The 21,458-nt window shown below is 66.4% G+C and carries 17 protein-coding genes; 12 read left to right on the top strand and 5 right to left on the bottom strand.

The window, feature by feature from the left end:
* Position 1: 1 nt before the first annotated feature.
* Both coaE and E8M83_RS21390 read right to left on the bottom strand, forming a co-directional pair.
* Positions 2–613 carry a dephospho-CoA kinase gene (gene coaE / locus E8M83_RS21395; protein WP_137175373.1) on the bottom strand — a complete coding sequence of 204 codons (612 nt, stop codon included), beginning with the start codon at positions 611–613 and terminating at the stop codon, positions 2–4.
* Positions 610–1,479, bottom strand: coding sequence for an A24 family peptidase (locus E8M83_RS21390; protein ID WP_137175372.1), 870 nt, complete (start codon positions 1,477–1,479; stop codon positions 610–612). The genes coaE and E8M83_RS21390 overlap by 4 nt, the downstream gene beginning before the upstream one ends.
* Positions 1,480–1,776: 297 nt before the next feature.
* Here E8M83_RS21390 and E8M83_RS21385 point away from each other — a divergent pair, with 297 nt between their 5' ends.
* From E8M83_RS21385 to E8M83_RS21345, 9 genes are all read left to right on the top strand, one after another.
* A complete protein-coding gene (locus E8M83_RS21385) occupies positions 1,777–4,551 on the top strand; it encodes a TonB-dependent receptor (RefSeq protein ID WP_170976882.1) in 2,775 nt (924 codons plus the stop codon).
* Positions 4,551–5,462 (top strand): DMT family transporter, encoded by a 912-nt coding sequence (locus E8M83_RS21380; RefSeq protein ID WP_229491739.1) that lies wholly within the window; start codon positions 4,551–4,553, stop codon positions 5,460–5,462. Before E8M83_RS21385 ends, E8M83_RS21380 begins: the two co-directional genes overlap by 1 nt.
* Before the next feature lie 24 nt (positions 5,463–5,486).
* The gene (locus E8M83_RS21375) at positions 5,487–6,776 is read left to right on the top strand and encodes a D-tagatose-bisphosphate aldolase, class II, non-catalytic subunit (protein WP_137175370.1); all 1,290 of its coding nucleotides are present in this window, start codon (positions 5,487–5,489) and stop codon (positions 6,774–6,776) included.
* A gap of 2 nt (positions 6,777–6,778) precedes the next feature.
* Positions 6,779–7,996, top strand: coding sequence for an SIS domain-containing protein (locus E8M83_RS21370; protein ID WP_137175369.1), 1,218 nt, complete (start codon positions 6,779–6,781; stop codon positions 7,994–7,996).
* A complete protein-coding gene (locus E8M83_RS21365; RefSeq protein ID WP_137175368.1) occupies positions 7,980–8,945 on the top strand; it encodes an N-acetylglucosamine kinase in 966 nt (321 codons plus the stop codon). Before E8M83_RS21370 ends, E8M83_RS21365 begins: the two co-directional genes overlap by 17 nt.
* A gap of 27 nt (positions 8,946–8,972) precedes the next feature.
* Positions 8,973–10,061, top strand: coding sequence for an amidohydrolase family protein (locus E8M83_RS21360; RefSeq protein WP_137175367.1), 1,089 nt, complete (start codon positions 8,973–8,975; stop codon positions 10,059–10,061).
* Positions 10,062–10,220: 159 nt separating this feature from the next.
* The gene (locus E8M83_RS21355) at positions 10,221–11,066 is read left to right on the top strand and encodes a DeoR/GlpR family DNA-binding transcription regulator (protein ID WP_137175366.1); all 846 of its coding nucleotides are present in this window, start codon (positions 10,221–10,223) and stop codon (positions 11,064–11,066) included.
* A 55-nt stretch (positions 11,067–11,121) separates the two neighbouring features.
* A complete protein-coding gene (locus tag E8M83_RS21350; RefSeq protein WP_137175365.1) occupies positions 11,122–13,215 on the top strand; it encodes a glycoside hydrolase family 36 protein in 2,094 nt (697 codons plus the stop codon).
* A 97-nt stretch (positions 13,216–13,312) separates the two neighbouring features.
* Entirely contained in the window at positions 13,313–14,683 is a 1,371-nt protein-coding gene (locus E8M83_RS21345) for a hypothetical protein (RefSeq protein WP_137175364.1), read from the top strand.
* A gap of 48 nt (positions 14,684–14,731) precedes the next feature.
* Here the strand turns inward: E8M83_RS21345 and E8M83_RS21340 are convergent, their stop codons facing one another.
* Positions 14,732–15,613 (bottom strand): LysR family transcriptional regulator, encoded by an 882-nt coding sequence (locus E8M83_RS21340; RefSeq protein WP_137175363.1) that lies wholly within the window; start codon positions 15,611–15,613, stop codon positions 14,732–14,734.
* 149 nt (positions 15,614–15,762) lie between these two features.
* On the opposite strand from E8M83_RS21340, the gene E8M83_RS21335 reads away from it, so the two are divergent.
* The 3 genes from E8M83_RS21335 to E8M83_RS21325 all read left to right on the top strand — a co-directional run bounded on the left by E8M83_RS21335 (position 15,763) and on the right by E8M83_RS21325 (position 18,401).
* A complete protein-coding gene (locus E8M83_RS21335; protein ID WP_137175362.1) occupies positions 15,763–16,551 on the top strand; it encodes an SDR family NAD(P)-dependent oxidoreductase in 789 nt (262 codons plus the stop codon).
* A gap of 70 nt (positions 16,552–16,621) precedes the next feature.
* Positions 16,622–17,239 carry a nitroreductase family protein gene (locus E8M83_RS21330; protein ID WP_137175361.1) on the top strand — a complete coding sequence of 206 codons (618 nt, stop codon included), beginning with the start codon at positions 16,622–16,624 and terminating at the stop codon, positions 17,237–17,239.
* A gap of 145 nt (positions 17,240–17,384) precedes the next feature.
* Positions 17,385–18,401 carry an LLM class flavin-dependent oxidoreductase gene (locus E8M83_RS21325; RefSeq protein ID WP_137175360.1) on the top strand — a complete coding sequence of 339 codons (1,017 nt, stop codon included), beginning with the start codon at positions 17,385–17,387 and terminating at the stop codon, positions 18,399–18,401.
* A 42-nt stretch (positions 18,402–18,443) separates the two neighbouring features.
* Here the strand turns inward: E8M83_RS21325 and E8M83_RS21320 are convergent, their stop codons facing one another.
* The gene (locus tag E8M83_RS21320; protein ID WP_137175359.1) at positions 18,444–19,676 is read right to left on the bottom strand and encodes a type II secretion system F family protein; all 1,233 of its coding nucleotides are present in this window, start codon (positions 19,674–19,676) and stop codon (positions 18,444–18,446) included.
* 22 nt (positions 19,677–19,698) lie between these two features.
* Complete coding sequence (pilB, locus tag E8M83_RS21315; protein ID WP_137175358.1) at positions 19,699–21,426, bottom strand: type IV-A pilus assembly ATPase PilB; 1,728 nt, start codon at positions 21,424–21,426, stop codon at positions 19,699–19,701.
* Between the last annotated feature and the right edge of the window lie 32 nt (positions 21,427–21,458).

The raw sequence follows: 21,458 nt of genomic DNA, 5'->3' as shown, positions 1-21,458 counted from the left end.
GTTACATACTCAATGCAAGATACCGCTCATGCAAGCGTTTTACCTGAGGTAAAAGGGTTTCCAGGCCATCGTCGTTGTCGATCACGTCATCGGCCGCCGCCAGGCGCTCGGCGCGCGTGACCTGGGTCGCCATGATGGCGCGCACCTGGTCCGCGTCCAAGCGGCTGCGCTGCATGACACGCGCCACCTGCGTGTCTTCCGAGCAGTCCACGGCGAGCACGCGCGCCACCCGGTCGCGCCAGGCGCCCGATTCGATCAAGAGCGGTACTGCGTAGATCACGTACGGTCCGGTGGCGAGCGCCGCCGCCGCCGCGGTGGCGTCGCGGATGCGCGGATGCAGGATCGCTTCCAGCCGCCCGCGCGCGCCTGCATCCGAGAACACCAGGCTGCGCATGCGCGCGCGGTCCAGCGCGCCCTCTTGTGTGGCGAAATCGGGGCCGAATTCGGCCAGGATCGCCGGCATTGCCGCGCCATGCGGGGCGGTCAGGGAATGGGCGATGGCGTCGGTATCGACGATCGTGGCCCCCAGGCCGGCGAACAGCTCGGCCACGGTGCTCTTGCCGCAGCCGATGCCGCCGGTGAGGCCGACCGAGAATGCCGCCTTGCCGTTCATCCCAGCAGGCTCCGCCCGAACTGGCCCAGTTGTTCGCCATACAGCATCGCGATCAGGCCCGCCGCCGCCAGGTAGGGGCCGAACGGGATCGGCTTGTCGCGGCCGCGCTTGGCGAACACGATCAGGCCGATGCCGACCAGCGCCCCGACCACCGAGGACAGCAGGATGATGGTCGGCAGCGCCGCCCAGCCGAGCCAGGCGCCGAGCGCAGCCAGCAGCTTGAAGTCCCCATAGCCCATGCCTTCCTTGCCGGTGGCGAGCTTGAACGCCCAATACACCCCCCACAGCACCAGGTAGCCGGCCGCGGCGCCGATCACGGCGTCCTGCAGCGGCACGAAGGTGGCGTCGATGTTCATGACCAGGCCGGCCCACAACAGCGGATAGGTCAGGTCGTCCGGCAGCAGCTGGGTATCGATGTCGATGAAGGTCATCGCGATCAGGAGCCAGGCGAACAGCAGGCTGCCCATGCCTGCCGCGCCGCTGCCGAAGCTCCAGACCAGCAGGCCCGAGACGATGGCCGTGAACAGCTCGATCGCAGGATAGCGCGGCGAGATCCGCGTCTTGCACTTGCGGCACTTGCCTTTCAAGGCGAGCCAGCTGATGACCGGGATGTTCTCGATGGCCGTGATCTGGTGGCCGCAGCAGGGGCAAGAGGAGCGCGGCGCCATCAGGTTGAAGCGGTCGGTATGCGGCGGCTCCTTGCCGCTTTCCTGGGCCACGTAGTTGTCGGACTCGCGCTGCATCATCTTGGGGATGCGGTAGATGACCACGTTCAGGAAGCTGCCGACGAGCAGGCCGAGCAGGGCGGCGACAAGGGTGGGGCCCAGCAGGGCGGGGGGCGCAAACAGCAACGATTCCAGGGGCATGTCGATCCGGTCCGAGACGAGTGTGCGGCGCCATCCAGGCGAAGGCCTGCCGCAGAGTGATTCCTTACATCAACCTCATTGTAGGGGTTTTTATCCCCGTTTGGCGAAGGCGTTCTCCCGGCGCCGCTTTGCGGCAAACAACACACAGTTTCGAATCAAATCGAAAGTTTTCGAAAGTTATTTGATATTTCGAAAATCTTCTATTACTATTTGGTTACAACGACGACACCTGAAGGAGAACATGCCATGCGCAGTAGATTCGAAAAGGGACTCCGCCGGACTTTGATCGCCACTGCCGTGAATACCGCACTCTGCGGCATGGCATTGGCCCAGGTCCAGGCCGGCAACGCCGCAGAGACCGGCGACACCAGCAACACCAGCAACGCCGCGACCGTGGCGACGACGGCCAACCCGTCCGAGCCCACGGTCGTGGTGGTCACCGGCGCCCGCGCCGCCCTGGCGCGCGCGCTCGACCTCAAGCGCAACGCCGACGTGATCCAGGATTCGATCTCGGCCACCGAGCTCGGTCGCTTCCCCGACGATAACGTGGCCGATTCGCTGACCCACATCGCCGGTATCTCGGTCTCGCGCACCCGCGGCGGCGAGGGCCAGTACATCAATGTGCGCGGCCTCGGTTCGGGCTACAACATCGTGACCCTCAACCGCCGCATCCTGGCCACCGACGGCGACGGCCGCGATTTCGCCTTCGACGTGCTGCCATCCGAGATGATCGGCGGCGCCGACGTGATGAAATCGGCCAGCGCCGCGCAGATGGAAGGCAGCATCGGCGGTTCGGTCAACCTGCGTTCGGCCAGGCCCTTCGACAATCCCGGCTACCACGCCTCGGCGCGCATCGAGGGCGACCGCAACGACCTGTCGCGCAAGAATGGCGTCAAGCTGTCGGGCGTGGTCAGCAACACCTTTAACGACAACAAGATGGGGTTCATCCTCGGCGCCGTGCTGTCCGACCGCGAGGTGCGCACCGACTCGCTGGGCTACCAGACCTTCAATGCCGATTCGCCGGGCAGCTTCGACGTCGACGGCAACGGCAGCCTGGGTCCGGACGAACAGAACCTGCTCGGCTCCTGCTGTATCTCGTTCGGCTCGATCTTCGAGAAGAAGAAACGCGCCGCGCTCACCGGCGCCTTCGAATGGAAGGTCACGCCTGACTTTCGCATGACCTTCGACGCGCTGGCGACGCGCCTGGATTCGCCGCAAGTCGGCTACCAGCAGTCGTACTATGTCGAGCACGCGGCCGACCGCTGGTCGGACGTCGTCGCCAGGGACGGCCTGATCACCGGCATGACGATCAAGGACCTGGTGCCCGAGATGTCGAACGTGACCACCGACCGCAAGGTCGACACCATGCAGGTCGGCTGGAAGGGCGAGTGGAAGGTCAACCGCGACCTGCGCCTGGTCGGCGACCTGTACCGCTCGACCTCGAAACGCGATTCCGGCGGCAAGGATACCTTCGTGGTGGCCGGCATCGGCGGCGCCAACACCGGCTACTACAAGGCCAACGACAACGCCTTCCCGGACATCCGCGTGACGCTCGAGGACGGGCGCGACCTGGCCACCGAACTGGCGGCCGGACGCCTGGGCAACAGCGATTACGGCGTCCACTTCGCCGGGCTGACCGGCGTCGACATCAAGGACACGGTCGATGGCGGCTCGCTCGAAGGGCGCCTGAGCCTGGACGGCAAGTGGAATATCGACGCCTTCGAGTTCGGCGCGTCCGGCACCTCGCGCTCCAAGAAGCGCACCGCGATCGGCAACGAGAAGAACGGCGGCGCCTGCCAGTACTGCGATATGTACTCGACCACCTTCGCCAACCTGGGCGCCAACGTGGTGCGGCCGATGAACCTGCCGAACTATATGCGCGGCGCCGGCGGCAACTTCCCGGGCAGTTTCGTCGCCTTCGACGTGCCGGCCTACTTCGAGGCGCTCAAGGCGCTCGACGGCAAGCCCAAGCTCGATTCGGACGGGAATCCGACCGGCGAGGTCTATGACGTGAGCAAGTCACAGCCGGAGTTCGTGCCGACCCAGTCCTACGACGTGCGCGAAAAGACCGCCACGCTGTTCGGCCAGTTCGAACTGTCGGGCGAGCGATGGAACGGCAACGTCGGCGTGCGGGTGGTGCACACCAAGACCCGTTCGCGCAGCGCGATCGACGACATCATCTCGATCAACGATCCGACTCCGGAAATCCCGACCAGCAGCCCCGATATCGAGTACAGCGAAGCGACCCCGGTGTCGCAGGACGGCTCGTACACCAAGGTGCTGCCGTCGGCTAACTTCAGCTACTGGATGCAGCCCGACCTGGTACTGCGCGCCGCCGCCGCCAAGGTCATGGCGCGTCCCTCGCTCGACCGCCTGGCGCCGACCCGCACCGACAATACGCTCGACCGCAGCTATATCCTCACGATCGACGGCGACCCGAACCTGAAACCGACCGAGGCGACCCAGCAAGACCTGTCGCTCGAGTGGTACTACCAGCCCAAGTCGGCGGTCAATGTCGCCCTGTTCGCCAAGCAGATCAAGAACTTCGTCACTTTCCAGACCGACGAGAAAGTCGATATCGGGGTGCCGGGCTACCTGTACACCGTCACCCGTCCGGTCAACGGCGACAAGGCGCGCGTGCGCGGCATGGAGCTGGGCGTGCAGCACCTGTGGGACAACGGCTTCGGCATTGCCGCCAAGTTCGCCAAGACCTGGACCCGCGCTTATTCCGGCGGAGAATACGTCGGCCAGCTCGAAGGCGTGGCCCCGACCGCGTCCTCGCTCGGCTTCCTGTACGAGAAGGGCAAGATCAACGCCGCGCTGACCTTCGACTACACCGGCAAGTACACGCAGAGCACCAATGTGATCGCGGGCTTTCCGAACAAGGTCGACGCCATCACCTGGGTCACCGCCTCGGCCTCGTATGACCTGAACGAGAACGTGACCCTGTTCGTCGAAGGCAAGAACCTGAGTGATGAGGTGATGCGTTCCAACCTGGGCCGCAGCGATGCGATCTATGGCTTCGAAACCTGGGGCCGCACCTACGCCGCCGGCATGAGCGTGAAGTTCTGATGCGCGCCATGACGACCACCGGTGCACCTGGCAAGAGCCACTGGCTGGGCTTCGCCCTGGCCACCACCCTGCTGTGGGGCGTGTGGGGCGCCTTCGCCGGGCGCCCGGTGCAGAACGGCTTTCCCGAGACCCTGGTGTACGCGGTATGGGCGCTGACCATGATCCCGCCGGCGCTGTATGCGCTGGCGCGCATTGGCTGGCGCGTGCGGCGCGACGGCCCGGCGGTCGGCTACGGCCTGGCCATCGGCTTGCTGGGGGCGGGCGGACAGATGATCCTGTTCCATGCGGTGAAGGAAGGCCCCACTTACCTGATCTTTCCGCTGATCTCGCTGTCGCCGGTGATCACGATCGCGCTGTCGTATGCCTTCCTGCGCGAGCGCACCGGCGCCATGGGCGTGGCCGGCATCGTGCTGGCGCTGTGCGCGCTGCCGCTGTTCGATTATTCCCCGGACCAGGGCGGCGTGGCTTATGGCTGGTGGTTCCTGCTGGCGCTGGGCGTGCTGGTGGCCTGGGGCCTGCAAGCCTATTTCATCAAGCGCGCCAACGCCATCATGGATGCCGAAAGCATCTTCTTGTACATGGCCGCCAGCGCGCTCGCCTTCATCCCGGTCGCGCTCTACATGACCGATTTTTCGCAGCCGATCAACTACGGCCTTGACGGTCCGTGGCTGGCGGCGGTGACGCAGGTGCTCAATGCGGTCGGCGCGCTGACCCTGGTGTACGCCTTCAGGCACGGCAAGGCGCTGGTGGTCTCGCCCCTGGTCAATGCCGGCGCGCCGCTGCTGACCACGGTCATCTCGGTGGCGATGGCGGCCAGCCTGCCGAACGGTTTCAAGCTGGCCGGCATCGGCCTCTCGCTGGCGGCCGCGCTGTTCCTGGCGCTGCAGCCGGACGAGCCGGACGCCGCCTGAGCATTCTTACTGGAGTCAACGACAATGCAAGTGCTTCTCGACCTCGTCCAACGCCATCATGCGGGCCAGCCGCTGGGCATCCACTCGGTGTGTTCGGCACATCCGCTGGTGATCGAGGCCGCCTTCGAGACCGGCCTGGAGGGCGATGGCCCGGTGCTGGTCGAGGCGACCTCGAACCAGGTCAACCAGGATGGCGGCTATACCGGCATGACCCCAAGCGCCTTCCGCGATTTCGTGTTCGGCATCGCCGCCAAAGTCGGCTTTCCGCACGGGCGGATCCTGCTGGGCGGCGACCACCTGGGACCGAATTGCTGGCAGGGCGAATCGGCCGCCAGCGCGATGGCCAAGTCCGAAGTATTGATCGACGGGTATGTCGGCGCGGGTTTCAGGAAGATCCACCTCGACTGCTCGATGTCGTGCGCGGGCGATCCGGTGCCGCTGCCCGACGAAGTGGTGGCCGAGCGCGCCGCGCGCCTGGCCGTGGTGGCCGAGCGGGCCTGGCAGCGCGCCGGCGGCGAGGCGCCGGTCTATATCGTCGGCACCGAAGTGCCGGTGCCGGGCGGCGCCCATGAAGACCTGGCGGAACTGGCCGTCACCACGCCGCAAGCGGCTGCGCTGACCATCGCCGCCCACCGCGCCGCCTTCGCTGCGGCCGGCCTGGACGCCATATGGCCGCGCGTGATCGGCCTGGTGGTGCAGCCGGGCGTCGAATTCGACCACCACAAGGTGATCGACTACCGTCCCGAAAAGGCAGTCGCGCTGAGCCGCTTCATCGAGGGCGAGCCGAGCATGGTGTTCGAGGCCCATTCGACCGACTACCAGACCCCGGGTTTGCTGCAGGCGCTGGTGCGCGACCACTTCGCCATCCTGAAGGTCGGCCCCGGCCTGACCTTCGCCCTGCGCGAGACGCTGTGGGCGCTGGCCGACATCGAGGCCGAGATGGGCGCTGCCAGCAATAGCGGTTTCAAGGACGTGGTGCTGGACGTGATGCGCAGCGAGCCCGATTACTGGCGCAAGTATTACCACGACGCCGGCCGGCTGCTGTTCGACCAGCAGTTCAGCCTCTCGGACCGGATCCGTTACTACTGGCCGCATCCGCGCATCCAGGCCGCCCAGGCGGCGCTGGTCGCGAACCTGGAACGCCAGCCGGCGCCGCTTACCCTGCTGAGCCAGTACCTGCCATTCCATTATGAAGCGGTGCGCGAGGGCCGGCTGCGCAACGCGCCGCTCGACTTGTTGAAAGAAGGGGTAGCCCGCGTGCTGCGCCAGTACATGCGCGCCTGCCAGCCGGGCGCCGAACCTAGGGAGCAGTGAACATGCAAGCAGTACAGGATGCCGTGAACGGCGGCAGCGAGATTTTTGGACAGGATGTGAGCCGCCTGGATGCGCTGGGCGGCGGCGTGACCGCGCGCGAGATCGCGCAGCAGCCGCAGGTGTGGCCGCAGATCGACGCGCTGGTGGCCGGCCAGCGCGGGCAGGTCGACGCCTTCCTGGCGCCGCTGCTGGCGCGCCCGGAACTGCGCATCGTGATGGCCGGCGCCGGCACCTCGGCCTTTATCGGGGAATGCCTGGCGCCAGGCCTGCTGCGCCAGGGGCGGCGCGTCGAAGCGGTGCCGACCACCGACCTGGTGTCGGGCCCGGACCGCTACTTCCAGCGCGCCGTGCCGACCCTGGTGGTGTCGTTCGCCCGTTCCGGCAGCAGCCCGGAAAGCGTGGCGGCGGTGGCGCTGGCCGACCAGCTGGTCGACGAGGTCCATCACCTCGTGATCACCTGCAATGAAGAGGGCCAGCTGTACCGCATGACCCAGGACCGCGCCAATGCACTGGCGATCCTGCTGCCCGACGCCACCCACGACCGCGGCTTCGCGATGACGACCAGTTTCACCTCGATGCTGCTGGCCGCCGCGCTGGCATTCAGGGTGCTCACGCCGGGCGTCGCGGCGCGCCTGGCCCCGGCGGCCGGCCAGGTCGGTGCGCGCGCGCTGCCGCTGCTGACCCAGCTGGTCGATGGCGCGTTCCGGCGCGTGGTCTACCTCGGCAGCAACGAGCTGCGCGGCCTGGCGCGCGAAGCCGCGCTCAAGCTGCTCGAACTGACCGACGGCCAGGTGGTGGCGATCCACGATTCGCCGCTGGGCTTCCGCCACGGTCCCAAGACCATCGTCGACGACCAGACCCTGGTGGTGGTGCTGTTGTCGAACGACCCGCAGGCGCGCCGCTACGATCTCGACCTGCTGCGTGAGCTGCGCGGCGACCGCCGCGCCGGCCGCGTGCTGGCATTGGGTGCGCGCCAGGATGACGCGCTGGGCGACGCGTTTGGAGAAGATGCGTTCGTGTTCTCCGGCGCCGACGATGCGCAAGACCTGGAACTGGCGCTGCCCTATATCGTGTTCTGCCAAAGCTTTGCCTACCTGCGCTCGCTGTCGCTCGGCGTGCGTCCGGATACGCCGAGCATGTCCGGCACCGTCAACCGCGTGGTGCGCGGCGTGACGATCTACCCGTTCGATCGCGAGGTGTCCGATGTTCCTCGGAGTTGACGGCGGCGGCACCAAGACCGCGTTCGCGCTGGTCGACGCGAATGGCGGCGTATTGGCACGCCATGAAGAAGGCAGCACCTACCATGTCGACATTGGCCTGCCCGGCGTGGCGGCGACCCTGCAGCGCGGCGTGCAGGCGGTGCTGGCCGCGGCCGGCGTCGATGGCGGCGCGGTCAGGTATGCCTTCTTCGGCCTGCCGGCCTATGGCGAGGACCGCGCGGCCCAGCGCGCGCTGGACCTGATCGCCGGCGCCATCCTGGGCCCGGAGCGCACCTTGTGCGGCAACGATATGGTGTGCAGCTGGGCCGGATCGCTGGCCTGCATGGACGGCATCAGTGTGATCGCCGGCACCGGCTCGATGGCGTATGGCGAAGTCGCCGGCCGCCAGGCGCGTGCCGGCGGCTGGGGAGAACTGTTCAGCGACGAGGGCTCGGCCCACTGGATCGCGCGCGCCGGCCTGGCGCTGTTTTCGCGCATGAGCGATGGCCGGGCGCCGCGCGGGCCTTTCTACCGGCTGGTGCGCGAACGCCTGGCGCTGGAGGACGATCTCGACCTGTGCGGCGTGGTCTACGGCCAGCTCGGCGGCGACCGCAGCCGCATCGCCCAGCTGGCACGGCTGGTGTCCGAGGCGGCGGGGCAGGGCGATGAACAGGCGCGCGCCATCTTCACCGACGCCGCGCGCGAACTGGCCGATATGGTCGACGCGGTGCGCAGCCGGCTCGAGGTCGATCCGGGCCAGGCGCTGGCGGTGTCGTATACGGGCGGCCTGTTCGGTGAAGGCAGCCTGCTGCTCGCGCCGTTCGAGCGCGCGCTGGCCGCAAGCAGCCGGCCGTACCGCCTGGCGCCGCCACGCCTGGCGCCGGTGCTCGGCGCCGCCCTGTACGCCGCGCGCAGCGCCGGCCAGCCACTGGGCCAGGCGGCGCTGGACCGGCTCGCCAGCCGGCACTGACCCACATTCATCAGACTGGACAATGATATGCGCCTCTCACTGCTTCGCACCGTCCTCCTCGCCGCGCTGGCAGCCCCGTTCGGGGCGCTGGCCGGCGACAGCTACACCATGCACGACTACGAGAGCGTGCCCAAGATCGACGCCCACCTGCACCTGCATGGCCTGGAGCAGGGGCCTTTCCTGGAATTGGCGCGCAAGGCCAACTTCCGCGCGCTGACCATCAATGTCGACTATCCGGATTTTCCGGCGCTCGACCAGCAGCAGCGCGTGGCCAGCAAGCTGCACCACGAGCATCCGGCCACCGTCGGCTGGATCGCCAGCTTCAGCGCCGACAATCTGCTGCAGCCGGCCTGGGTCCCGGCCACCCTGCACCGGCTCGACGGCGCGCTGCAGGATGGCGCGGTAGGCGTCAAGGTGTGGAAGAACATCGGCATGTCGGTGCGCGACGCCCAGGACAAGCTGGTGATGGTCGATGACGCCCGCATCAAGCCGCTGTTCGACGCTTTTGAACAGCGCGACGTGCTGCTGGTGGGCCACCAGGGAGAGCCGCACAACTGCTGGCTGCCGCTCGAGAAGATGACGGTGAAGAACGACCGCGAATACTTCAGGAACCACCCGCAATACCATATGTACCTGCAGCCGACCATGCCGAGCTATGAAGACCAGATGGGGGCGCGCGACCGCCTGCTGGCCAGCCACCCGCGCCTGAGCTTCGTTGGCGTGCACATGGCGTCGCTGGAGTGGAGCGTGGACGAGCTGGCGCGCTTCCTGGACCGCAACCCCACGGCGAACGTGGACATCGCGGCCCGCATCGGCCAGGTCCAGCACCAGTCGCAGCGCGACCGCGAGAAGGTCAGGCAGTTCTTTATTACTTACCAGGACCGGCTGATGTATGGCTCCGACCTGGCCCAGTCGGCAGAGCAACCCCAGGCCGCCTTCGTGGCCGACCTGGATGGCGTCTGGCGCCGCGACTGGCGCTACTTCAATACCGACGACGAGATCACCACGCCCGACCTCGACGGCAAGGTGATGGGCCTGGCGCTGCCGAAGCCGGTGGCCGATAAATTGTTCCGCCTGAATGCCGAGCGCGTGTTCAAGGGCGCCTGGAAGGCTTGACCGTGCGGGCTTCATACGTAAGTGAGAAAGGACGTAAAAAATAGTTTGGACTTTCGTTTCTTGCATTTCCATCCTGTATCATCAATCCGTCAATAGCGCCAATAGAGCAAGAGCATCTACACGGAACTGCGGCGGCGAACCGGCGCAGAAGGAACAGGAATGAAGCAAGCGAAAAAAACAGAAACGAAAGTTTCGAACGGTAACGAAGACAAGCCGCCGGAAGCGGTGCCTGAGCAAGACCTGCTGGTGGCGGAACGGCGCCGCAAGATCCGCGAGATGGTGGCCGAGCGCGGCCGGGTGACGGTGGCCGAGCTGTCCGGGATGTTCGGCATCTCGCTGGTGACGGTGCGTGCCGACCTGAACGTGCTGGCCGAGATCGGCGCCGTGGTGCGTACCCGCGGCGGGGCCCTGGCCCAGCGCGCCGACGAGGACTTGCCGATCGGCGTGAAGCAGTCGCTGCACCGCGCCGAGAAGATCCGCATCGCCGAAGAAGCGGTCAAGCTGATCGGGGAAGGGCAGACCATCGTGCTCGATTCGGGCACGACGACCGCCGAAATCGCCAAGCAGATCCGGGGCCTGAAGCTGCAGTCGGTGAACGTGATCACCAATGCGCTGAATATCGCCGTGCTGCTGGCCGGTGCGCCGCACGTGACCCTGATCATGCTGGGCGGGGTGCTGCGTCCCGCTTCGTATTCGCTAGGCGGGCCGCAGGCCGAGCAGGCGCTGGAAGGCCTGCATGCCGATATCCTGTTCCTGGGCTTCGACGGCCTGGACCCGGACATCGGCGTGATGACGCCGCACCTGCTCGAAGCGCGCCTGAACTCGCGCATGCTGGGCATCGCGCGCCGCGTGGTGGCGGTGGGCGATTCGTCGAAGATGGGACGGCGCAGCCTGTCCATGATCGCGACGATCGAACAGATCGACCAGATCATCACCGATGCCGGCGTGCCGGCGGAGATGGTCGAGGCGCTGCGCTCGCGCGGCGCGCAAGTGGTGCTGGTGTAGGGCGGCTCGGCCGGCCCGCGCCGGCTGTGTTGCATATACCAAGCAAGGAGACAAGATGACCGAAGTGCAGAGCGAACGGCGCCGCACCCTGTTGCAGTGGCTGGCCGGATCGGCCGTGGCGACGGGCATGGGCGCCGGCGCGGGCGTGGCCATGGCCGCACCCCAGGGCAAGAACGTGGCGCGCATCGGCGACGCCAGCCTGGGACTCGAATTCGACGGCCAGATGAAGAGCCGCCTGCTGGCCAGGAACGGCGGCGCGGCGATCCCGGTCACGGGTTTCCACGCCAGCGAACGGCTGCGCGTGACGGGTGGACGCTGGATCGACAGCTTCGCGCTGGCCGGGCAGGCGGTCGACCGCGTCGATGGACCGCACGGCGGCGGCGCCCGCCACCGCCTGACAGGCGTGTCGAAGGACCGCATCGAGAAGACCGTGACGGTCACCTTCTACGAACGCCACCCGGGCCTGGCCCTGCTGCGCGTAAGCTACCGCAACAACGGCGACACGGCGCTGCCGGTCGAGGCCTGGTCCAACAGCGCTTACACGCTGCTGCCGGCCAAACGCAGCCCGGGCCGCGGCTTCTGGACCTTCTCCGGCTCGTCGCACGCCGACCGCCGCGACTGGGTGCAGCCGCTCAAGGAGGGCTTCGAGCAGCGCAACTTCATGGGCATGAATTCGTCCGACTATGGCGGCGGCACCCCGGTGGCCGACGTCTGGCAGCCCGAGCATGGGCTGGCGGTCGGCCACCTCGACACCGTGCCGCGCCTGGTGGCGCTGCCGGTGCGGCAAGTAAAAGCTGGCGCGGCGCTGGCGATCGAATTCGACCAGGCGGTCGTGCTGCAGCCGGGCCAGGAGCTGACGACGCTCGACACCTTCGTCACCGTGCACACGGGCGACTACTTCGCGGCGCTGGACCGCTACCGCCTCTTGATGTCCGAGCGCGGCCTGGCGGCTCCGCAGCCCGGCGAGGAATCGTACGAGCCGATCTGGTGCGCCTGGGGCTACGAGCGCGATTTCACCATCCCGCTGATGACCGGCACCCTGGCCAAGGCCAAGGAACTGGGCCTCGAATGGGCGGTGCTGGACGATGGCTGGCAGACCAACGAAGGCGACTGGAAGATCGACCGCAAGAAGTTCGCGCGCGGCGACGAAGACATGAAGAAGCTGGTGGACGATATCCACGGCGCGGGCCTCAAGGCGCGGCTGTGGCTGGCGCCGCTGGCGGCCGATCCCGGCACCGACCTGCTGCACCAGCAGACCGACCAGCTGCTGCTGGACGAAAACGGCGCGCCGCAATTCATCACCTGGTGGAATTCGCTGTACCTGTGCCCGGCCTACGAGCCGGTGATCGAGCAGACCCGCGCGCTGGTGCGCAAGATCATCGGCGAGTGGGGCTACGAGGGCCTGAAACTCGACGGTCAGCACCTGAACGGCGTGGCGCCCTGTTACAACCCGGCGCACAAGCACGCGCGCCCAGAGGAATCGTTCGAGAAGCTGCAGGACTTCTGGAAGATGGTGTACGACACCGCGCGCGAGATCAATCCGAACGCCGTGGTCGAGTTCTGCCCCTGCGGCACCTCGTATGCCTTCCACACGCTGCCGTACACGAACCAGGCGCCGTCGTCCGATCCGCTGTCGTCATGGCAGGTGCGGCACAAGGGCAAGACCCTGAAAGCCCTGATGGGGCCGACGGCGGCGTATGCGGGCGACCACGTGGAACTGAGCGACGGCGGCGACGATTTTGCCTCGACCGTGGGCATCGGCGCCGTGGTCTCGACCAAGTTCACCTGGCCCGAAGACCCGAAGCCGAAGGACAGCTACCTGCTGACGGCGGTCAAGGAAGCGAAGTGGCGCAAGTGGATCGGCATCTACAAGGACAAGATGCTGCCCAAGGGCCAGTACCGCGGGGAACTGTACGACATCGGCTTCGACAAGCCTGAAACCCATGCGGTCGAGAAGGAAGGGCGGCTGTACTATGCCTTCTATGCGAACGAGTGGTCGGGCCAGGTCGAGTTGCGCGGGCTGGGCAGCGGCCGCTACAAGGTGCGCGATTACGTGGAAGACCGCGAGCTGGGCGAAGTGAGCGCGGCCAGCAACAAGCTCAAGATCGGTTTTGAACGGGCGCTCTTGCTCGAGGCAATCCCGGTCTGAACCCGGGGCGGGAGGCACCGCAGCACGATTGCGGTGCCTCATGGATGACGTGCGGCGACGGGCTAGGCTGGACTCGTCCACTTGCCGCCGCACTGTCATGCCGAGCCCGACCTTTACCTTCCTGAACCATGCCAGCTTTCTGCTGCGCACCGATAGTGCACTGCTGCTGGCCGACCCCTGGCTCGAAGGCACGGTGCACAACGACGCCTGGAGCCTGCTCGACCGTTCCACCAGCACCGCCAGCCTGATCGCCGAACTGAACGCCAGCGGCTTGCCGGTCTTCATCTGGTGTTCGCGCGCCCAGCCCGACCGGCTGTCGGCGCCTTTCCTGCGCCGCTTTCGCGCCGAGTTCCGCGGCATCGCCACTTTTCTCTACCGCCAGGGCCGCGACTGGCGCCTGCAGGGCGAGCTGCGGCGCAACCGCTTCGCCGTGGCCGAGTGCGCCGACGGGCAGGCGCGCACGCTCGCACGCGACCTGCAGATCACGGCCCATGCGAACGGCGACGGCGATTCTTGGTGCCTGATCCGCTGCGGGCGGCGCTCGATCCTGCACCTGGGTGAACGGGCGCTCTCGACCCACGCCGCCTGCCGTGCCGCCGCCGAGCGCCTGCGCAGGGCGAACCTGCGCGTCGACGTGCTGCTGACAGGCTTCGCCGACATGGCCTGGTGCGGCAATCCCGATGATTTCGCGCGGCGCGAGGCGGCTGCCGAGCAGGGAATCGAGCGCCTGGCGCTGCAGGCCGAGACGTTCAGGCCGCGCCTGATCGTGCCGATCGCCTCGTTCGCCCGGTTCAGCCGGGTCGACAATGCCTGGCTCAACCACGGCCGCCGCACGCCGCTGGGCGTGCTCGAGGCGCCACGGCTCGAGGCGCAGCGCGATCTCATCCGCTACCTGGCGCCGGGGGCGTGCTTCGACCTCGAATTCGACAGCCCGGACAGCCTCGCGGCCCGGCACGAGCAGGCGCTGGCGCACTGGATGGCGTGCTGGCGCGACCGGCCCGAACCGCTGCCGCGCCCGGCGCAGGCGACGGTGGCGGAGCTGAAAGAGGCGTTGTCGAGGTATCGCGAGAAGGCGGGCGCGCGCCTGCACGGCCTGCCGCGGCTGCTGGAGCGTCTGCGCCTGCTGCGGCCGCTGGTGCTGACCTTGCCCGACCTGCGCCAGACCATCGAGCTATCGTACCTGCGCGGCCTGCGCCTGCTGGCGCGCGAGGCGCCGGCCGACGTGGCGATGTGTTCGGGGACGGCGCTTTACCTGCTGCGGGCCGGGGATGGCTTCGATGCGACGTATGCCGGCGGGTGTTTCTGGATCTTGCGGGCCGGCGGACTGTCGGCGTTCGGGCGTTTCTTTTTGCCGCAGCGTATGGGGCGGCGCGGGCTGGACCGGCAGCGGCCGTGGGCGACGGGTCATGTACTGGTGCGCGCGGCCGGGGAGTGGATCGTGCGGGGGCTGCGCGCGGCGCTACGCTGATGCGATGCCTTGCGTTCGGCGCCATGTTTGCGTCGTGCCTGGCGCCGCTCAGGAAGCCAGTGCTTGCGCCAGGAAATCCACTAGTGCCGAGGTCCGGCGATTCGGCGGACTTGCTGCATACACCGCAAACAGGTCGACCGGGCCCGTCGAGTAATCGTCGAGCACGCCTTCCAGGATTCCCTGCTCGAGTTCGCATCGGATGTCCTGGCGATTCTTCCAGATGACGCCGACGCCATCGGTCGACCATTCGCGCAAGACAGCCCCATCGCTGATCTGGCGGTCCCCGCCGACCTTGACGCTGAAGGTCCTGTCGTTCTCGCGAAATGTCCAGGAAGAGAGAGGCGCCCCGCGCCTGGCCAGCACCAGGCAGTTGTGATGCACCAGCTGGTCGGGGTGGGTGGGGCGGCCATGGCGATCCCAGTACGCGGGCGAGGCGCAGACCAGGCGATGCCCGGACATCAGCAGGCGCGCCTGCAGGCCCGAGTCGGGCAAGGGGCCATATCGAAGCGCCAGGTCGATCTGCTCGTCGATCAGGTTGACCACATTGTCGCTGAGCAGGAGGCTGGTCTGGATCTTCGGATAGCGCAGCTGGAATGCGTCGAGCATCGGACGCAGCTGGGTGCGGCCGAAGTCATTGGTCGCGGTGACCCGGATCAGTCCCTCCAGCTCGCCGTCCTGCTTCAGGCCGAGCTTGGTCGCATCCCATTCGGACACCAGGCGCCGGGCGTCGATCAGCAGGCGCTCGCCTTCGTGCGTGAACGTGATTTTCCGGGTCGAGCGCGCCAGCAGGCGAACGTCGAGTATCTGCTCGAGATGATTGATCGCCAGGGTCACGGTGGACGTTGCGATTGCACGGTTGCGGGCGACCGCCGAAAAGCTCCCTTTGTCGGCGACTTCGATAAACAGGCGGAGCGAATCGAGCTGGTCCATCTTTCGATTCTCTCAAAAATTGAATTGCAAATCCACCCGATTATCAGCGCGAGAAATGCTCCATAAAATCGAGCCTCACCATCGAAGTGTGATTCCTTCGGCGGATAACGCAGTTCCGATACCAGCCATCCAATTCAGGAAAGCAGACCATGAACATCAGTTTTAATAATCGAAAGGTGTTGATCACCGGTTCCACCAGCGGCATCGGTTTTGCAGCGGCGCGGGGTTTCCTGGCCGCCGGCGCGGACGTCGTCATCAACGGGCGCAGTGAGAGCAAGGTGGCATCGGCCCTGGCCCGGCTGCAGGATCTTCCCGGGAAGGCCTATGGCTTCGTGGGCGACATGTCGTTCGAAGAGAGCGTCGACCAACTGCATGCCGAACACCCTGCATTCGATATCGTCGTCAACAACCTGGGTATCTATGCACCGCAAGACTTTTTCGATACACCCGACAGCGTGTGGGACACGTTCTTCCAGACCAATGTCATGTCCGGAGTCCGGCTGGCGCGCAAGTACGCGCCAGGAATGGTGACGCGCGAGTGGGGCCGGATCGTTTTCATCTCGTCCGAATCGGCGCTCAATATTCCGTCCGACATGATCCATTACGGCTTTAGCAAGACCGCGCAACTGGCCGTCTCGCGCGGCCTGGCCAAGCGCCTGGCCGGCACCGGGGTGACGGTCAACGCGATCCTGCCCGGGCCGACGATGTCCGAAGGCGTGATCGACCTGCTCAAGCCGGGCGCCGACCAGGCCGGCGAGAGCGTCGAGGCGGCTGCCCGCAACTTCGTCGCCAACCACCGTTCCTCGTCGATCATCCAGCGGCCCGCCACCGTCGACGAGGTGGCGAACATGATCATCTACACGAGCTCGGAACAGGCGTCGGCCACGACCGGTGCGGCGCTGCGCGTCGACGGCGGCGTGGTCGACAGCATCGTCTGAGCCACCTCCGGTATCCACCATTTCGCCCGCCAGCAAGGGCACGCAGGACCTTCACCACTCAAGGAAAGCAATGACCACTTCGTCCACCCACATCATCGAGCAACGCAGCACGACCAACCTGTTCGACGCGACCAGTACCGTCAGCGACCGGCAGATCGAGGATCTCATCGCCCTGGCCACGACGGCGCCGACCTCGTTCAACCTGCAGAACTGGCGCTTCATCGCCGTGCGTACACCGGAAGCCAAGGCGCGGCTGCGCCGGTTCGGCTGGGACCAGGCGAAGATCACGGACGCCGCCGTCACCTTCATCGTCATTGGCCAGCTGGCCGATTACCGCACGATTCCCGAGCGGCTGGCGCCGGTCGTCGAGGCCGGCATCATGCCCGCCGAGATGGTGCCGGGGTGGGAAGGTGCGGCCAAGATCCTGTACGACGACAAGCCGCAGCAGCAGCGCGACGAGGCAGTGCGTACCGCCACCTTTGGCGCGAGTACGCTGATTTATGCGGCGCAGGCCGCCGGCCTCGGCTCGGCCCCGATGATCGGCTTCGATGCGCCCGCCGTTGCGCGCGAGTTCGATCTCGGCGCCAACGAGGTGCCGGTCCTGCTGCTGGCGGTCGGGCATGCGACTGCCGAAAATTGGCCGCGCAAGCCGCGCCGCCCATTGGATCAAGTGCTCGAATTCGCCTGAGCACAGGCGGGCATATTTCCTTTGCAGGCGAGCGCGGCGATGCGTTCTTGGGTAGAGTGGAGCATCGACAGTGCCGCGGGCGCCTGCGGGAGCCTTTTCCTTCTAGGGCGACACACCATTTAATGATGATCAGAGAACTTGCGCCATGAAGAAGATTGGATTTCTCTCTTTCGGACATTGGTCCGATACCCAAGGATCGGCAACGCATTCGGCGTCCGACGTGCTGCTGCAATCGATCGACCTCGCCGTGGCGGCGGAAGAGCTCGGCGTGGACGGCGCCTATTTCCGCGTCCACCATTTCGCGCGCCAGCTCGCCTCGCCATTTCCGCTGCTGGCTGCGATAGCTGCGAAGACCCGGCGCATGGAGATCGGCACCGGCGTCATCGACATGCGCTATGAAAACCCGTTCTACATGGTCGAGGATGCCGGGGCCGCCGACATCATCAGCGGTGGCCGCCTCCAGCTTGGCATCAGCCGCGGTTCGCCCGAGCAGGTCATCGAAGGCTGGCGCCATTTCGGCTACGCGCCGGCCGACGGCGAAAGCGACGCCGACATGGGCCGCCGCCATGGTGAAGTATTCTTCGGGCTGCTCGAGGGCAAGGGCTTTGCGCAGCCGAGCCCGCGGCCGATGTTCCCCAATCCACCAGGCTTGTTGCGCCTGGAGCCGCATGCGCCGGGGCTGCGCGAGCGTATCTGGTGGGGTTCCGCGTCGGACGCGACCGCGATCTGGGCGGCGCGCCAGGGGATGAACCTGCAGAGTTCGACGCTCAAGGCCGACGAAAGCGGTGAGCCGTTCCACGTCCAGCAGGCAAAGCAGATCCGCGCATACCGCGCCGCGTGGAAAGAGGCGGGACATGCCCGCACGCCCCGGGTCAGCGTCTCGCGTTCGATCTTCGCTCTCGTCAACGACATGGACCGCGCGTATTTCGGCCGGGGCGACAGCACCGACCAGGTTGGCGTCATCGACAATATGCGCGCCGTGTTCGGCCGTTCCTATGCGGCCGAACCGGATCGCTTGATCGAAGAGCTGCGCCGGGATGAAGCCATTGCCGAGGCGGATACGGTGCTGCTGACCGTGCCGAACCAGCTTGGCGTGGATTACAACGTCCACGTGCTGTCGGCCTTGCTCGAGCATGTGGCGCCGGCGCTGGGATGGCGCTGACAGGGATGGTCGCGCGCCGGTCCGCGGACCGGCGGCGCGAACTCAGACGACCGACCCGAGCTTGAAGATCGGCAAATACATCGCCACCACCAGCCCGCCGATCAGCACCCCGAGAATGACCATGATGAGCGGCTCCATCAGCGACGACAAGGCCGCCACCGCCTCATCGACCTCATCCTCGAAGAAATCCGCCACCTTGCCCAGCATCGCATCGAGCGAGCCCGATTCTTCGCCGATCTGCACCATCTGGATCACGAGATTGGGGAACACATCCGCATTCTGCATCGACGTGGTCAGGCTGGTGCCGGTGCTGACCTCGTTCTGGATCTTGCGCGTCGCTTCGAGGTATACCGCATTGCCCGAGGCGCCGCCGACCGAGTCGAGCGCTTCGACCAGCGGCACGCCGGCGGCGAACATGGTCGACAGGGTGCGCGTCCAGCGCGCGATGGTGGCCTTGCGGATCACGCTGCCGAAGATCGGCAGGCGCAGCAGCACGCGGTCCATCACCTGCTGCATCTTGAGCGAGCGGCGCCAGGCCTGGAAGAACAGGTAGAGCCCGGCAAACAGCGAACCGAAGATCACGTACCACCATTGAACGACGAAGTCCGAGATCGACATCACGATCACGGTCGGCGCCGGCAAGTCGGCGCCGAAGCTGGAGAACACCTGCTTGAAGGCCGGCACCACCCAGATCATGATCACGGCGGTCACGACCAGGGCAACCGCGAGGATCGCGATCGGATAGGTCAGGGCCGACTTGATCTTGCCCTTGAGCGCCAGCGTCTTTTCTTTGTAGATCGCCAGGCGCGTGAGCAGGTCTTCCAGGATGCCGGCCTGTTCGCCGGCGCCGACCAGGTTGCAGAACAGCGGATCGAAGTACAGCGGGAACTTGCGGAAGGCGCGGTTCAGGCTGGTGCCGGTCTCGACGTCGTTGCGCAAATCCTGGATCAGCTTGGCCATCGACGGGTTGCTGTGGCCCTTGCCGACGATGTCGAACGATTGCAGCAGCGGCACGCCGGCCTTCATCATGGTGGCAAGCTGGCGCGTGAACATGGTCAGGTCCTTGTCCGTGATCTTGCGGCCGCTGCGGTAGACCTTTTTCTTGACCTTGGTGACCATGATGCCCTGGCGGCGCAGGGTCACGTTGACGATCGCCTCGCCGCCGGCGCGCACCTCGCCGCGCACCACGCGGCCGGTCTTGTCCTTGCCCTCCCAGGCGTACACGTTCTCCTTGACCTGTGCGCCACGGCTCTTGGGTTGCAGGGAAGTTGCCATAAATGTGATCCTGTTCGCGGTCTTATTCGTTGGTGCAGCCAAGCACTTCTTCGAGGCTGGTCATGCCTTGCTTCACTTTCATCAGGCCCGAGCGGCGCAGCGAGTTCACGCCTTCCTTCTCGGCCTGGGCCGCGATCTCCATGGAGTTGCCGTTGGCCAGGATCAGCGCTTCGATACTGGGCGAGATCGGCATGATCTGGTAGATGCCGACCCGGCCCTTGTAGCCCGACCCCAGGCAACGGTCGCAGCCGACCGGGCCGTAGGGCCGCCATTCGCCGTCCAGGTCGCTGTCGCGGTAACCGGCCGCCAGCATGGCCTCGTGGCTGATCTCGAGCGGCTGCTTGCAGCTGCACAGGCGGCGCGCCAGGCGCTGGGCCGTGATCAGGATCACCGACGAGGCGATGTTGAACGGCGCCACGCCCATGTTCATCAGGCGCGTCAGGGTCGACGGCGCATCGTTGGTGTGCAGGGTCGAGAACACCATGTGGCCGGTCTGGGCGGCCTTGATCGCGATGTCGGCGGTTTCCAGGTCGCGGATCTCGCCGACCATGATGATGTCGGGATCCTGGCGCAGGAAGGACTTGAGCGCGACCGGGAAGGTCAGGCCGGCCTTTTCGTTGACATTGACCTGGTTCACGCCGGGCAGGTTGATCTCGGCCGGGTCTTCCGCGGTCGAGATATTGATGCCGGGTTTGTTCAGCAGGTTCAGGCAGCTGTACAGCGACACGGTCTTGCCCGAGCCCGTCGGGCCGGTCACCAGCACCATGCCATAGGGGCGGGCGATCGCGTCCAGCAGCAGCGCCTTCTGGTCCGGATCGTAGCCGAGCGCGTCGATGCCCATCTGGGCCTGGGAAGCGTCCAGGAGACGCATGACGGTCTTTTCGCCGAACAGCGTGGGGAGCGTGCTGACACGAAAATCGATGGTGCGCGTGGCCGACAGGATCAGGCGCATGCGGCCATCTTGCGGCACGCGCTTTTCGGCGATGTCCAGCCGCGCCAGCACCTTGATGCGCGAGACCAGTTTTTCGCGGATCGACAACGGCGGCGAGGCGTGGTCGCGCAGCACGCCGTCGACCCGCAGGCGGATCCGGTAGTACTTTTCGTAGGGCTCGAAGTGGATGTCCGATGCGCCCATTTGAACCGCGTCCATCAGGATCTTGTTCAGGAAGCGCACGATCGGCGCGTCCTCGACGTCGCTGGCCGCTTCGGTCGGTGTTGCCGACTGCTGGTCTTCCTCGGCGAACTCGATGTCGGCATCGTCGCCGGCCAGCTCGCTCAAGTCCTGCTCGGCGCCCTTGGCGATCGCGGCGAGCAGGGTCAGCAGGGCGTCGTGCGGCACAATCACCGGCTCGACCGTCGCCTCGCTCTGGAACTTGATCTGGTCCAGGGCCTGGTTATTGGTCGGGTCGGACAGCGCGACCGACAATTTATTGCCGCGCTTGGCCAGCGCGATCACGCGCTGGGCCTGCATCAACCTGGCGTCGATGGCGCTGGTGGGGAGCGATTCCGGCGCGAAGGCCGACAGGTCGAGCAGCGGATAACCGAAGGTCTCGGCGCAGAACGCGGCCAGCGCGCGCGGCTCGATCGCGCCGCTGGCGAGCACGGCGTCGATGAAGGCGGTCTTCTCCTGGACCGCCTTCTTGTGCAGCATGTCCGCCTGCGCCGCGCTCAGGCGATTGGCCTGGACCAGCGCGCGCGCAAGGCCCGACAGTGCGGTGCCGGTGGTCGTGTTGGGGAGGACTGCTGCCATATGCGTCGTGTGGAGAACCTCAGGAGTAACGA

The sequence above is a fragment of the Massilia sp. HP4 genome (assembly GCF_005222695.1).
Classification (GTDB): Bacteria; Pseudomonadota; Gammaproteobacteria; order Burkholderiales; family Burkholderiaceae_D; genus Telluria.
Note: the sequence above shows the minus strand (reverse complement) of the source record. Positions and strands in the feature narration are given on the sequence as shown.

Excerpts from the sequence above, each read along its gene's own strand:
- coaE (WP_137175373.1), bottom strand. The coding sequence starts at position 613 with ATGAACGGCAAGGCGGCATTCTCGGTCGGCCTCACCGGCGGCATCGGC.
- E8M83_RS21390 (WP_137175372.1), bottom strand. The coding sequence starts at position 1,479 with ATGCCCCTGGAATCGTTGCTGTTTGCGCCCCCCGCCCTGCTGGGCCCC.
- E8M83_RS21380 (WP_229491739.1), top strand. The coding sequence starts at position 4,551 with ATGCGCGCCATGACGACCACCGGTGCACCTGGCAAGAGCCACTGGCTG.
- E8M83_RS21375 (WP_137175370.1), top strand. The coding sequence starts at position 5,487 with ATGCAAGTGCTTCTCGACCTCGTCCAACGCCATCATGCGGGCCAGCCG.
- E8M83_RS21370 (WP_137175369.1), top strand. The coding sequence starts at position 6,779 with ATGCAAGCAGTACAGGATGCCGTGAACGGCGGCAGCGAGATTTTTGGA.
- E8M83_RS21365 (WP_137175368.1), top strand. The coding sequence starts at position 7,980 with ATGTTCCTCGGAGTTGACGGCGGCGGCACCAAGACCGCGTTCGCGCTG.
- E8M83_RS21360 (WP_137175367.1), top strand. The coding sequence starts at position 8,973 with ATGCGCCTCTCACTGCTTCGCACCGTCCTCCTCGCCGCGCTGGCAGCC.
- E8M83_RS21355 (WP_137175366.1), top strand. The coding sequence starts at position 10,221 with ATGAAGCAAGCGAAAAAAACAGAAACGAAAGTTTCGAACGGTAACGAA.
- E8M83_RS21350 (WP_137175365.1), top strand. The coding sequence starts at position 11,122 with ATGACCGAAGTGCAGAGCGAACGGCGCCGCACCCTGTTGCAGTGGCTG.
- E8M83_RS21345 (WP_137175364.1), top strand. The coding sequence starts at position 13,313 with ATGCCGAGCCCGACCTTTACCTTCCTGAACCATGCCAGCTTTCTGCTG.
- E8M83_RS21340 (WP_137175363.1), bottom strand. The coding sequence starts at position 15,613 with ATGGACCAGCTCGATTCGCTCCGCCTGTTTATCGAAGTCGCCGACAAA.
- E8M83_RS21335 (WP_137175362.1), top strand. The coding sequence starts at position 15,763 with ATGAACATCAGTTTTAATAATCGAAAGGTGTTGATCACCGGTTCCACC.
- E8M83_RS21330 (WP_137175361.1), top strand. The coding sequence starts at position 16,622 with ATGACCACTTCGTCCACCCACATCATCGAGCAACGCAGCACGACCAAC.
- E8M83_RS21325 (WP_137175360.1), top strand. The coding sequence starts at position 17,385 with ATGAAGAAGATTGGATTTCTCTCTTTCGGACATTGGTCCGATACCCAA.
- E8M83_RS21320 (WP_137175359.1), bottom strand. The coding sequence starts at position 19,676 with ATGGCAACTTCCCTGCAACCCAAGAGCCGTGGCGCACAGGTCAAGGAG.
- pilB (WP_137175358.1), bottom strand. The coding sequence starts at position 21,426 with ATGGCAGCAGTCCTCCCCAACACGACCACCGGCACCGCACTGTCGGGC.